This is a genomic window from Pseudomonas sp. NPDC090201 (genome assembly GCF_044746825.1).
GTDB lineage: Bacteria > Pseudomonadota > Gammaproteobacteria > Pseudomonadales > Pseudomonadaceae > Aquipseudomonas > Aquipseudomonas putida_AD.
This window is the reverse complement of sequence record NZ_JBIVCX010000008.1, coordinates 120,831-135,499: the sequence shown is the minus strand read 5'-3', so window position 1 is coordinate 135,499 and position 14,669 is coordinate 120,831. Positions and strand designations below refer to the sequence as shown.

The window sequence follows — 14,669 nt, the reverse complement described above, 5'->3', positions numbered from 1 at the left end:
GGAGCAACTACGCACCCAGCTCAAACAACGCCTGCCGGACTACATGGTCCCGGCGCACCTGGTGACGCTGGAGAAATTCCCGCTGTCGGCCAACGGCAAACTGGACCGCAAGGCCCTGCCAGAGCCGCAGGTGCAGCAGCGGGCGTTCGAAGCGCCGCTGGCCGGTGTGGAAAGTACACTGGCCGAACTCTGGCAGGATCTGCTGGGCGTGAAGCAGGTTGGCCGGCAGGACAATTTCTTCGAACTGGGCGGCGATTCGATTCTCAGCCTGCAAATCGTTTCCCGCGCCAAGAAACGCGGGATCGGGCTGTCGCCACGGCAGATGTTCGAACGGCAGACCATTGCCGAGCTGACGCAAGTGGCCCAAGTGGTCAACCACAGCGAAGCCGCTGCGCTCTCGCGCATCGAATTCAACCGCGACATCCCGCTGACGCCGATCCAGCACTGGTTCTTCGAGCAGCCCATGGGCAACCGCAGCCACTGGAACCAGTCGCTGCTCCTCACGCCATCCGAGGCTTTGGACCCTGTAGCTTTGGGCCAGGCGCTACAGGCGCTGGTCAATCATCACGACGCGCTGCGCATGAGCTTCGTCCAGCAGGACAACGGCCACTGGCAACAGCGTTATCGCGCCGAGGAAGACGCCGCACGCCTGCTCTGGCAGCGTGAGGTCGGGGCCCGGCAGCTCGCTGAAATCTGCGATGAAGCCCAGGCCAGCCTGCGCTTGAGCGACGGCCCGCTGCTGCGCGCCGTGCAGTTCAAACTGGCAGAAGGCGGCGAGCGTCTGCTGCTGGTGGTGCATCACCTGGTGGTGGACGGCGTGTCGTGGCGCCTGCTGCTCGAAGACCTGCACAACGCCTACGTCCAGGCCCAGGCGGACTTGACCATCGATCTGGGCGAGAAGGGCCTGTCGTTCCAGCGCTGGGCCAATCGCCTGCTGGATTTCGCCTACAGCGATGCGCTGCTGGCCGAAGCCGACTACTGGCGCAACCTGCCGCCTGCGCCACAACTGCCGTGTGCCAACCCTCAGGGCAAGGCGCAGCAAAGCGTGGTGCAACATCAGCACCTGCAACTGGATGCCGCTCGCACCCAGGCGCTGCTCAACCAGGCCCCTGCGGCCTATCGCACCCAGATCAACGACCTGCTGTTGACCGCGCTGACCCGCGCCCTTGCCCGGTGGAGTGGCCAGCCCCGTGCCTTGATCGCGCTGGAAGGTCATGGTCGTGAAGACCTGTTCGACGGTATCGACCCGGCCCGTACCCTGGGCTGGTTCACCAGCCTGTACCCGGTCAGCCTGCAGGCTCACGACAGCCTCGATGCAGCGCTCAAGCACACCAAGCAAACCCTGCGCGCCGTGCCCAATGGCGGCTTGGGCTACGGCCTGCTGCGCCATCTGCGCGGCGAGGCGTTGCCGTCGCTGGAAGGCTGCGTGCTGTTCAACTACATGGGTCGCGTGCAGGACAGCAGCGGGCTGTTCAGCCTGTCCGCTGAAGGCAGCGGTGCCCAACGTGCCGCCGATGCGCCGCTGGGCTGCGAATTGTCCATCGATGCCCAGGTGCGCGACGGCCAGTTCAGCCTAACCTGCAGCTACAGCGGCGAACGTCACGAAGCAGCGTCGATCCAACACCTGCTCGACGCCTACTCGACAGCGTTGGACGAGGTCATCGAGCATTGCCGCAGCCACTCGGCGGTCACGCCCTCGGACTTCCCGGCGCTTGAATTGACCCAGGCGCAACTGGACGCACTGCCGGTCGCCGCCCGCGACGTCGAGCAACTGTACCCGCTGACGCCGATGCAGCAGGGCCTGTTGTTCCACAGCGAACTGAGCGACGTGCAGTCCGCTGACGATGCCCGCGACCTGTACATCAACCAGGTGGCGCTGGATGTCGATCACCTGCCTCTGGCGCGATTCAAGTCGGCCTGGGCGGCAGCGGTGCAGCGTCATCCGATTCTGCGCGCCTCGTTCCTGCGCTTGAGCGGCAGCCAGCAACCGGTGCAACTGATCCGTCGCGATGCGCAGCTTGAGGTCCGCGAACTGGACCTGCGCGGGCGCACCGAAGCACTCGGCGAAGTGCTGGCGGCCGAACGGGAAACCCCCTTCAACTTGCAGCAAGCGCCGCTGATGCGTGTGTTGCTGGTGCGCCAGAGCGAGACCCTGTGGAAACTGGTCTGGACCTTCCACCACATCCTGCTCGATGGCTGGAGCAGCGCGGCTGTGCTGGGCGAGGTGATCCAGGCGGCGATGTCCGATGCCGCGCCTCAGCCTGCCGGGCACTACGGCGATTACGTGCAGTGGCTCAACAGCCGCGACGCCGAACACAGCGCGCGGTTCTGGCAGACCCATCTGGCCGGTTTCGAACAACCGACGCTGATGGCCACGGCCCTGACCGCACCGACTTCGAGCAATGGCGAGCCGCTGCCGACCCAGGTGCTGGTCAAGACTATGCATCTGGACAGCGAGCTGCTAGGCACGGCCGCCCGCCGCCAGCGCGTGACCGCCAATACCCTGATTCAAGCGGTCTGGGTGCTGCTGTTGCAGCGCTACACCGGTCAGCAGCGCGTGGCCTTCGGCGCCACGGTGTCTGGCCGCTCGGCCCAGGTGCCGGGCATCGAGCGCATGCTCGGGCTGTTCATCAACACCTTGCCGCTGGTGCAGGCACCCCAGGCGCAGCAGACGGTCGGTGACTGGCTCAATGAGCTGCAACAGCACAACCTCGAACTGCGTGAGCACGAACACACGCCGCTGTTTGAGGCCCAGCGCTACGCCGGGCATGCGGGCCGCGATCTGTTCGACAGCCTGGTGGTGTTCGAGAACTACCCGGTGGACGCCGTGCTGCGCGACAAGCAAGCCGGCGGCATCGAACTCGGCGCGGTCGAACTCAGCGACAAGACCCACTACCCGCTGAGCCTGGCGGTGGTGGCGGGCGAGCGCGCGCATATCCATGTGAACTACCACAGCAATGTGTTCAGCGCCGAACAAATCGAACGCCTGTGCGGGCATTTCCAGACCCTGCTCGACGGCATTTGCCGCTTCCCTGAAGCGCGCATCGGCGATCTGTCGATGCTCACCCAGAATGACGTGGATGAGATGCACGGCTGGAACCAGCCACCATTCTCGCCGTACGTTGATTGCCCGATTCACGAACTGATCGCCGATCACGCCCGTTTGCGCCCCGATTCCATCGCCTTGGTCCATGGCGAGCAGCGCCTGACCTTCGCCGAGTTCGACCGTCGCGCCAACCAGTTGGCCCACGCCCTGCGCGCTCGCGGCATCGGCACTGAGGTGCGGGTGGCGATTGCCATGGAGCGCGGTGTGGATTTGTGGCTGTCGTTCATGGCGGTGCTAAAAGCTGGCGGCGCCTACATCCCGCTGGACCCGGACTACCCGACCGAGCGCCTGCGCTACATGCTCGAGGACGGCGGCGTGAAGCTGCTGATTTCCCACGATGCGGCGCTGGATAGGGTGCCGGTGGGGGATGTGCCGCTGCTTAATCTGGATCAGCTGGATGTCTCGGATGAGCCCGAAACTGCGCCCGAGGTGACGATCCATCCGCACCAACTGGCGTACCTGATCTACACCTCAGGTTCGACCGGCAAGCCAAAAGGTGCAGCCATCGCCCATGGCGACATCTCGATGCACATCCAGACCATCGGCGAGCGCTATCGCTTCACCGCCGAGGATCGCAAGTTCCACTTCCTGTCGATCAGCTTCGACGGCGCCCACGAAGGCTGGATGATGCCGATGTGTTACGGCGCTCGCGTGGTGCTGCGCGACCAGGAGCTGTGGAGCGTCGAACAGACCTACGACACGCTGATTCGCGAAGGCATTACCGTGGCATCGTTCCCGCCGAGCTACCTGCGCCAGTTGTCCGACTGGGCCGGCTTGCAGGGCAAGGGTCCCGGAGTGAAAACCTACTGCTTCGCCGGCGAGGCCTTCAGCCGCGAAATGCTGCACGACGTGATCCGCAACCTGCAGCCGCTGTGGATCATCAACGGCTACGGCCCGACTGAAACCGTGGTCACCCCGACTCTGTGGCTGGCGTCTGCGGAGACGGCAGATTTCACCACGGCCTATGCGCCAATCGGTGATCTGGTGGGGGATCGTCAGGGCTATGTGATGGACGCGGACCTCAACCCGCTGCCTCAGGGAATCGCCGGCGAACTCTATCTGGGTGGCGCCGTGGCGCGGGGTTATCTGGACCGTCCGGGTGCGACTGCCGAGCGCTTCCTGCCGCATCCATTCCGGGCCGGCGAGCGCATCTATCGCAGTGGCGACCGTGTGCGCCTGAATAGTCAGGGCCTGCTGGAATACCTGGGCCGTATCGACCACCAGATCAAGATTCGTGGCTTTCGCATCGAGGCCGGTGAAATCGAGGCGGCACTCAAGGGTTGCGAAGGCGTGCGCGAAGCGCTGGTCATCGTGCGTGACGGGGTGAACGGCAAACAACTGCTGGGCTATGTCGGCGGCAACGATCTGAACGAAGAGCAGATCAAGCAGCAACTCAAGGTGACCCTGCCCGAGTACATGGTCCCGGCTCACATCATCTGCATGGCGCGCCTGCCACAACTGCCCAACGGCAAGCTGGACCGCAACGCATTGCCGGCGCCGCAGCTCGCGTCCAGCGATTACCAGGCGCCGCAAAGCCAGATCGAACAGCATCTGGCGGCCCTCTGGCAGCCACTGCTGGGCATTGATGCGGTAGGGCGTAATGATCACTTCTTCGAGCTGGGCGGCCATTCGCTGCTGGCGATGCAACTGATCTCGCGCCTGCGTCATGAACATGAACTGAGCGTGCCATTGCGGCTGTTGTTCGAAGCACCGCGGCTGGCGGATTTCGCCCTGCGCATCGAGCAACTGGAGCAGCCGGGCAAGCAGCTGGAACTCATCAAGCGCAACGCCAGCCAGGCGGTGCAGTCGTTCTCGCAACAGCGGTTGTGGTTCCTCGACCAGTTGCAGCCGGGCGGCCACACCTACAACCTGCCGGGCGCGGTGCATCTGCGCGGCGAGGTGAATGAAGCGGCCCTGCAATCGGCCTTCGACGGCCTGACGGCACGGCACGAGGTGTTGCGCACGCGATTCATGGCGGGCGAAGGCGTGCCGTTGCAGCAGATCGATGCGGCGGGCGCGGTGCAGATCGAACGGCTGGACATCAGCGGCGAAGCCGACGCCGAAGCGGCGTTCAAGGCGCTCGCGCAGGAGTTCGTCAAGCGTCCGTTCGACCTCTCGCAAAGCCCGGTCTGGCGCGTGGCGCTGGTGCGGGTGGCGGCCGATGAGCAGCGCCTGCTGCTGTGCCTGCACCACATGATCTCCGACGGTTGGTCGGTGCGGGTGTTGTTGCAGGAGTTCAGCGAGCTGTATCGCGCTGCCGTGGAAAATCGCGCGCCGTTGTTGGCGCCGTTGCCGTTGCAGTACGCCGATTTCGCCGCCTGGCAGCGTGAATGGCTGGCGGCGGGCGAGGGCGAGCGGCAGCTCGATTACTGGCGCGAACAACTGGGCGACGAGCATCCGGTGCTGGAATTGCCGAGCGACCGGCCGCGTCCTGCGCAGCAGAGCTATCAGGGCGACCGCCTGCTGTTCGACTTCGACGAGACCTTCAGTCAGCGCCTGCGCACTTTTGCCAGGCAACAGGGCGTGACGCCATTCATGGCGATCCTGTCGGCGTATCAGGTGCTGTTGCATCGCCTCAGCGGGCAGAGCGATCTGCGGGTTGGGGTACCGATTGCCGGGCGTTCCCGTCTGGAGGTCGAAGGCCTGATCGGCTTCTTCGTCAGCACCCAGGTGCTGCGTGCCCAGGTGTCTGCCGAGCTGACGTTCCGTGAGGTGCTGGAGCAGGCCAACGCCGCGACCCTGGGCGCACAGGCCCATCAGGACCTGCCGTTCGAGCAACTGGTGGAAGCCTTGCAGCCGCAGCGCAGTCTCAGCCACAACCCATTGTTCCAGGTGGCCTACGACCACCAGCAGCGCGATTTCGAACCGCTGTCCGGCTTGCCGGGGCTGGTGGCCGACGTGCTGCCGCTGGACGACGGCAGCAGCCAGTTCGACCTGGCGCTCAACACCCATGAAGACGCCGATGGTGGTTTGGGTGGGTCGTGGAATTACGCCACGGACCTGTTCGATCACGGCACGGTCGAGCGCTTGCACCAGCGTTTCGTGCAGTTGTTTGCGCAGTTGCTGGAGCAGCCGGATGCGGCGATTGGTGATTTTGAGTTGCTGGACTTGCAGGATCGGGCGCAGTTGGCGTTGGTCAATGATACGGCGCGGGATTGGGCTGTTGATAATCTCATCGTCCATCGCCCATTCGAGCGTCTTGCGCAGATGCATCCGGATCGGGAAGCCTTGCGCTTTGGCGAACAGGCGCTGACCTATCTGGAACTGGATCAGCGGGCCAACCAGCTCGCTCATTACCTGCGTGCTGAAGGCGTGGGGCGTGAGTCGCTGGTGGGTGTTGCTGCATTGCGCTCTGTGGAAATGGTGGTCGCGCTGTATGCGGTGGTGAAGGCCGGCGCTGCCTATGTACCGCTAGACCCTGAGTACCCGGCTGACCGTCTGCGCTACATGCTGGAAGACGCAGGCGTTGGTCTGGTGTTGAGCCATGACGCGGTCATCGATGACTTGCCTGCCGTGGAAGGCGTGCAGGTCTTGAATCTGGATCGTCTGGATGTCACTGGTCAGCCTGTGATGGCGCCGGTGGTTGAGATTCACCCCGAGCAACTGGCCTACATGATCTACACCTCCGGCTCGACTGGTAAGCCGAAGGGCGCAGGCAACACCCACGCAGCGCTGTTCAACCGCCTGGCGTGGATGCAGGAGGCTTATCAACTTGACGCAACCGATGCCGTTCTGCAGAAAACTCCATTCAGCTTCGACGTCTCGGTCTGGGAGTTCTTCTGGCCTCTGATGGTCGGCGCCCGGCTGGTCATGGCGCAGCCCGGCGATCATCGCGATCCTGCCTTGTTGAACGCTCTGATCGATCTGCATCAGATCACCACGCTTCACTTCGTGCCGTCGATGCTGGCCGCGTTCATGGCCCAGGACGATCTGTCCGGTTGCACGCCCCTGAAACGCATCGTTTGCTCCGGCGAAGCCTTGCCTGCGGACTTGGCCCGGGACACCCTACAGCGCCTGCCGAATGCCGGGCTGTTCAACCTCTACGGCCCCACCGAAGCCGCCATCGACGTCACCCACTGGACCTGCCGCAACGAACCGGGCGTTTCGGTGCCCATAGGCCGTCCGATTGCCAACCTGCAAGTCCACATCCTAGACAGCCGCCTCAACCCACAACCCATCGGCGTACCCGGTGAGCTGTACATCGGCGGCGACGGTCTGGCTCGTGGTTACCATTTGCGGCCGGGCCTGACGGCCGAGCGCTTCGTCGCCAGCCCATTCGGCAAGGGCGAGCGCCTGTACCGCACCGGTGACCTGGCGCGCTGGCGTGCCGACGGCGCGGTGGAATATCTGGGCCGTCTCGATCACCAGATCAAGCTGCGCGGCCTGCGGGTGGAAATCGGCGAGATCGAATCGGCGCTGCTGGATCATCCAGCGATCAGCGAAGCGGTGGTGGTTGCACGTCAACTGTCCACTGGCATGCAACTGGTGGGCTACGTCGTCGCACAGGCTTTCGACGAAGAGCAACTGCGCACCCAGCTCAAGCAACGCCTGCCGGACTACATGGTCCCGGCGCACCTGGTGACGCTGGAGAAATTCCCGCTGTCGGCCAACGGCAAACTGGACCGCAAGGCCCTGCCAGAGCCGCAGGTGCAGCAGCGGGCGTTCGAAGCGCCGCTGGCCGGTGTGGAAAGTACGCTGGCTGAACTCTGGCAGGATCTGCTGGGCGTGAAGCAGGTTGGCCGACAGGACAATTTCTTCGAACTGGGCGGGCATTCGCTGCTGGGCATTCAACTGGTGGCGCAGATTCGTCGCGAGCTCAAGCTGGAACTGCCGCTGCGCGCGCTGTTCGATTCGGCGGTGCTGGCAGACCTTGCGCACTACCTGAGCACCCGCGCCGAACGGGCAGCATTGCCAGCCTTGTTGCCTCGGGGTGAAGCTGCCTTCGCCCCGCAATCCTTCGCCCAGCAGCGCCTGTGGTTCCTCGCGCAACTGGAGCCGGAAAGCGCCGCTTACAACTTGCCCTGTGTGCTGAACCTGAGCGGTGCGCTGGACATCGATGCGCTGCAGCACAGCTTCGACGCCCTGGAAGCCCGCCATGAAAGCCTGCGCACCTGCTTCCAGCCCGGCGAGGCGGGCGTGCCGTTGCAGCGCATCCTGCCGGTGGCCGGCGTGAACATTGCCCGGCATGACCTGCGCGACAGCGCCTCGATGGAGGACGACTTCGCCGAACTGGCCCACGCCTTCATGAACCAGCCGTTCGATCTCGATGCCCCTCAGGCGCCGTGGCGCGTGGCGCTGGTGCGAGTCGGCCAGGATCAGTGGCGCCTGCTGCTGTGCATGCACCACATCATCTCCGATGGCTGGTCGGTGCAGGTCATGCTCGAAGATTTCGCCCGTCTGTACCGCAGTTTTGCTGAAGGCCAGCAATCCCAACTGCCTGACCTGAGCGTGCAGTACGCCGACTACGCCAGCTGGCAGCGCGAGGTGCTCAGCGGGCCCGAGCGCGAACGGCAGTTGAATTGGTGGCGTGAAGCGCTGGGCAACGAGCATCCGGTGCTGGAGCTGCCGGCTGACCGCTCGCGGCCTGCCGAGCGCGATGGCAAGGGCGGGCGGCATGCCTTCGTATTGCCCCAGGATCTGGCCGACAGACTGCGACACACGGCCCGGGCCCAGGATGCCACGCTGTTCATGCTGTTCCTGGCCTCGTTCGACACCTTGCTGTATCGCCTCAGCGGCCAGCGCGACCTGCGCATCGGCGTACCGGTGGCGGGCCGTGCCGAGGTGCAGACCCAGGGGCTGATCGGCTTCTTCGTCAACACTCTGGTGTTGCGTGCCTAGGTCAGCGGCGATCTGCCGTTTACCCGGTTGCTGGCGCAGGTGAAGGACAACCTGCTCGGCGCCCATGCCCACCAGGACCTGCCGTTCGAGCAACTGGTGGAAGCCTTGCAGCCGGCGCGCAGCCTGAGCGTCAACCCGCTGTTCCAGGTCAGCTACAACCACCAGCAGCAACCGGACATGTCGCTGCTGCAGTTCGATGGCCTGAGCATCGAAGCGCAGCAGTGGGACATCAAGGGTGCGCAGTTCGACCTGGTGCTCGGCACCTTCGAACATCAGGACGGGCGCATCAGCGGCTACCTGGATTACGCCACTGACCTGTTCGACGCCTCGACCGTCGAGCGCCTGTACGGCCAGCTGCTGACGGTGTTGAACGCCGTTTGCGCGCAACCGCACACCGCCATCGGCGACCTGCCGTTGCTGGGTGAGGCGGACCTGGTGGCGCTGGATCGGTGGAACACGCCGCCGTTCTCGCCCTACGCTGACCGCCCGATTCACGAGCTGATTGCCGACCACGCACGCTTGCGTCCCGATGCCATCGCTCTGGTCCATGGCCAGCAGCGCCTGACCTTCGCCGAGTTCGACCGTCGCGCCAACCAGTTGGCCCATGCCTTGCGGGCTCGTGGCATCGGCACTGAAGTGCGAGTGGCGATTGCCATGGAGCGCGGTGTGGATTTGTGGTTGTCGTTCATGGCGGTGTTGAAAGCCGGTGGCGCCTACATTCCACTGGACCCTGATTACCCGACCGAACGCTTGCGCTACATGCTCGAAGACGGCGGCGTAAAGCTGCTGATCTCCCACGATGCGGCGCTGGATCGGGTGCCGGTGGGTGATGTGCCGTTGCTCAATCTGGATCAACTGGATGTCTCGGATGAGCCCGAAACCGCGCCAGAGGTGACGATTCACCCGCAACAACTGGCGTACCTGATCTACACCTCGGGTTCGACCGGCAAGCCGAAGGGCGCAGCGATTGCCCATGGCGATATCTCGATGCATATCCAGACCATCGGCGAGCGTTATCGCTTCACCGCCGAGGACCGCAAGTTCCATTTCCTGTCGATCAGCTTCGACGGTGCCCACGAAGGCTGGATGATGCCGATGTGTTACGGCGCCCGCGTCGTACTGCGGGATCAGGAACTGTGGAGCGTCGAGCAGACTTACGACACGCTGATTCGCGAAGGCATCACCGTGGCGTCGTTCCCGCCGAGCTACCTGCGCCAGTTGTCCGACTGGGCGGGTTTGCAGGGCAAGGGGCCGGGGGTGAAAACCTACTGCTTTGCCGGTGAAGCCTTCAGCCGCGAAATGCTGCATGACGTCATCCGCAACCTGCAGCCGCTGTGGATCATCAACGGCTACGGCCCGACTGAAACTGTGGTCACGCCGACCCTGTGGCTGGCGTCTGCGCAGACGGCGGATTTCACCACGGCCTATGCGCCAATCGGTGACCTGGTGGGGGACCGCCAGGGCTACGTGATGGACGCGGATCTGAACCCGCTGCCTCAAGGCATCGCTGGCGAACTGTACCTGGGTGGCGCCGTGGCGCGGGGTTATCTGGACCGTCCCGGCGCCACCGCCGAACGCTTCCTGCCGCACCCGTTCCGGGCCGGCGAGCGCATCTATCGCAGTGGCGACCGCGTGCGCCTGAACAGCCAGGGCCTGCTGGAATACCTGGGCCGCATCGACCACCAGATCAAGATTCGCGGCTTCCGCATCGAGGCCGGTGAAATCGAGGCGGCCCTCAAGGGTTGTGAAGGCGTGCGAGAAGCCTTGGTCATCGTGCGTGACGGGGCGAACGGCAAGCAGCTTCTTGGGTACGTCGGCGGCAACGATCTCAACGAAGAACAGATCAAGCAGGAACTGAGCCTTACGCTGCCGGAATACATGGTGCCGCACTACATCGTCTGCATGGAGCGCCTGCCGCAGTTGCCCAACGGCAAGCTCGACCGCAACGCGCTGCCCAATCCGCACGTCAGCAGCCACAGCTTCGAAGCGCCTCAGGGCGAGCGCGAAGAGCACTTGGCAAAAGTCTGGCAGCAGCTGTTGGGTGTCGAAAGCGTCAGCCGTCAGGACAGTTTCTTCGAGCTGGGCGGTGACTCGATCCAGTCGCTGGCGGTGATTACCCGTCTGCGTCAGGTTGGCTTGAAACTGCTGCCCAAGGACGTGTTCAGCCACCCACGGCTCAAGGACCTGGCCCTGCGCCTGACCCTGGTCGAGGCCACTGGTAAAGTGCTGGTCGATGAAACACCAACCGGCGAGCTGCCGTTGACGCCGATCCAGGCGCATTTCTTCGAGCAGCCGATGGTCAACCGTGCGCACTTCAACCAGGCGCTGCTGCTGGAGGTTAAGCGCCCGGTCGAGGCGCCTCTGTTGGCCCGTGCGCTGGAGGCGGTGCTGCGTCATCACGATGGCCTCAACCTGAGCTTCCGGCAGTTGACCGACAACCGCTGGCAGCAGGCTTACCGGGAAACACCGGTCAGCGACAGCCTGTGGGTGCGTGACGTCGCCGATGACAACGAGCTGACCGCCCTGTGCGAGCAGGCCCAGCGCAGCCTCGACCTGCAGGACGGCCCTTTGCTGCGGCTGGTACTGGCGCAGATGCCGGATGCCAGTGAGCAGCGCCTGCTGCTGGTCGCGCACCACCTGGTGGTGGACGGTGTGTCCTGGCGTGTGTTGCTGGAGGACCTGGCCCGTGCCTACGCGCAACTGGCGTCGAACAGCGTCGTCAATCTGGGCCCGAAAGCCAGCAGCTACCAGCGCTGGGCGCGCCACTTGCAGCAGGCAGCACTGAGTCCTGAACGTGAAGCCGAGGCTGGGCAGTGGCTCGCGCAGGTCGGTCAGGACGATACCCTGTGGCCGGTGGACAACGCTCAGGGGCGTGCGACTCAGCAGGATCTCGAACAGTGTGAATTGCTGCTCGATGCCGACTCGACCCGCCGCCTGTTGCGCGAAGCTCCGGCGGCGCTGGATGCGCGAATCGATGAAATCCTGCTGGCGGCATTGGCCCACACGCTCGAAGGCTGGACCGGTCGCAGCGACAACCTCGTTGCCCTGGAAGGTCATGGCCGCGAGGCGCTGTCCGAGGCGCTGGATGTGGGCCGAACCCTGGGCTGGTTCACCAGCCTGTTCCCGGTACGGGTCAAGGCCGCCAGCAGCATTCGCCAGACGCTGGAACAGGTTCGCGCCCTGGTGCGTGGCTTGCCGGACAAGGGCCTGGGCTTCGGCCTGCTGCGTTATCTGGGCAATGAGCGGGTGCGTGAACAACTGGCCGCGCTGCCGGAGCCCAAGGTGGTGTTCAACTACCTGGGGCAGTTCGATCAGGATCTGGGCGACGGTCGTTTTGCGCCGTCGAAAGTGTCTGTCGGCGCCTTGATCGATCCGGCCACGGCGCTCAATCGCGAGCTGGAAATCAACGGCCAGGTGTACGCCGGGCAGTTGGGGCTGACTTTCCGTTTCAGCGGCCAGCGCTACCAGCGCCAGACCATCGAACGCCTGCAAAACGCTTATCGCCAGGCGTTGGTTCAACTGCTGGAATCACTGCCGGTGGCACAGCCAGAGTCGCCGGCAAGCGCCAAGCCATCGAGCAACAACGGCGCGCCCAACCCGCTGATCCGCCTGACCAGCGGCCCCAGCGACAAGCCGCCGGTGTTCTGCGTGCACCCGGTCAGCGGCACGGTGGTGGGCTATTACGCCCTGGCTCGTCGGCTGTCCGCGCAGTGGGACGTGTGGGGCATCCAGAACCGTCAGGTGCTGGACGGCAACTGGCGCGATTCCTCCATCGAGCAGATGGCCCGGGATTACGTCAAGGCGCTGCTGGAGCAGCAACCGGGCGGGACCTATCGCCTGGTCGGCTGGTCGATGGGCGGCACCATGGTGCTGGAAATGGCCCGCCTGTTGACCCGTCTGGGCAAGCGTGTGGAGTTCGTCGGCCTGATCGACGGCTACGTGCCGGGGGCAGGGCAGCCGCGGCCACCTGTGCCGGAAAACAGAGCGCTGGACAGCGATCCCGACAGCGAAGGCGACGAGCACTGGCAACAGTTGCTGGGCGTCGAGCGGCACATGCGCACGCTGGCCAATCAATGCCGGGAAATCCACCACCAGAGCGTGCCGGTGTACGCCTGGTGGGCCGAGCGTTCCCCGGAAAATAACGATAACGCACCGGCTCTTCTGGAGCAGGGCATGGGTGCTCGCATGCAGGTTTCGGCCTGGATCGACGCCGACCACCTTTCGATTGTCCGTGATCAGCAGTTCATCACCCAGCTTGCCGAGGCCCTCGCGCAGGTCAACGAGCGTCCTCAATCACATGATTTCCAGGAGCAGGAATATGCATAGCCAACACAACGTGACGCCGATCAACGCTGAAAGCGGGCCAGACGCAGCGCTGGTCAATGCGAACTACCAGTTCGCGCCGACCCCGCGGCTGGAGCGTCAGGCAGCGGTGGAGTCCAACGCCCGCAGCTATCCGCGGCGCATTCCGCTGGAACTCAAGCGCGCCCAGGGCATTCACGTGCAGGACAGCGAAGGGCGCTGGTTCATCGATTGCCTGGCCGGTGCCGGCACCCTGGCGCTGGGGCACAACCACCCGGAGGTGGTGCAGGCAATGCGCAGCACCCTCGATGGTCAACGCCCGCTGCACACCCTGGACCTGATGACCGAGGCCAAGGACGACTTCATCAATGAACTGTTCGCCCTGTTGCCGGCGGAGTTCGCCAGGGATGCGCGCATCCAGTTCTGCGGCCCGGCGGGCACCGACGCGGTAGAGGCGGCGCTGAAACTGGTGCGCACCGCCACCGGCCGCAGCAACCTGATGGCGTTCCACGGCGCCTACCACGGCATGACCCAGGGCGCACTGGGGTTGATGGGCAATCTGGGGCCCAAGGCGTATCTGGACGGCATGGCTTCGAACGCGCAGTTTCTGCCGTTCCCGTACGACTACCGTTGCCCGTTCGGCGTGGGTGGCGAGGCGGGCGAACGCATTGGCCTGCATTACATCGAAAACCAGCTGACGGACCCGGAAAGCGGCGTGTTGAAACCGGCCGGGATGATTCTGGAAACCCTGCAGGGCGAGGGCGGCGTGGTGCCAGCCTCGGCCAACTGGTTGCGTGAGGTGCGGCGCATCACCCGCGAGGCCGGGGTGCCGATGATCCTCGACGAAATCCAGTGTGGCGTCGCCCGAACCGGCAAGCCATTCGCCTTCCAGCACGCCGACATCATCCCCGACGTGCTGGTGCTGTCCAAGGCCATCGGTGGCAGCCAGCCGATGGCGGTGGTGGTCTACAACAAGTCGCTGGACGTCTGGAAACCGGGCTCCCACGCCGGGACCTTCCGTGGCAACCAGCTGGCGATGGTCGCCGGCTCCACCACCTTGCGTATCGTGCGCGAGCAGCAACTGGATCAGCATGCTGCGGCGATGGGCGAGCGCCTGACCGGGCATCTGCGGGGGTTGCAGAAGGACTATCCGCAGATGGGCGATGTGCGCGGCATGGGCCTGATGCTCGGAGTGGAGATGGTCAACCTCGAAGGGCGCACCGATGCCTTGGGCCGCTTCCCGCAGAACGGTGAACTGGCTTCGAAAATCCAGCGTGAGTGCCTCAAGCGCGGCTTGATCATCGAAGTGGGTGGCCGCCATTCCAGCGTCATCCGGTTCCTGCCGCCCCTGATCGTCACTGCTGCCCAGATCGACCAGATTGCCGAGATCTTCGGCGCTGCGGTCGCTGCTGCAACTCGCTAG

Annotated in this window: 2 protein-coding genes and 1 pseudogene (1 of these 3 only partly in view); all 3 read left to right on the top strand. The window is 64.6% G+C overall.

Annotated elements, in window-relative coordinates:
* Positions 1-10,867 (top strand): annotated as a pseudogene (locus tag ACIPOO_RS20300) (non-ribosomal peptide synthase/polyketide synthase); its annotated part reaches 2,873 nt to the left of the window's first position; the annotation flags it as partial.
* A complete protein-coding gene (locus ACIPOO_RS20295; RefSeq protein WP_400609422.1) occupies positions 10,847-13,270 on the top strand; it encodes a condensation domain-containing protein in 2,424 nt (807 codons plus the stop codon). The pseudogene ACIPOO_RS20300 and the gene ACIPOO_RS20295, both read left to right, overlap by 21 nt.
* Positions 13,263-14,669 (top strand): aspartate aminotransferase family protein, encoded by a 1,407-nt coding sequence (locus ACIPOO_RS20290; protein WP_400609352.1) that lies wholly within the window; start codon positions 13,263-13,265, stop codon positions 14,667-14,669. The genes ACIPOO_RS20295 and ACIPOO_RS20290 overlap by 8 nt, the downstream gene beginning before the upstream one ends.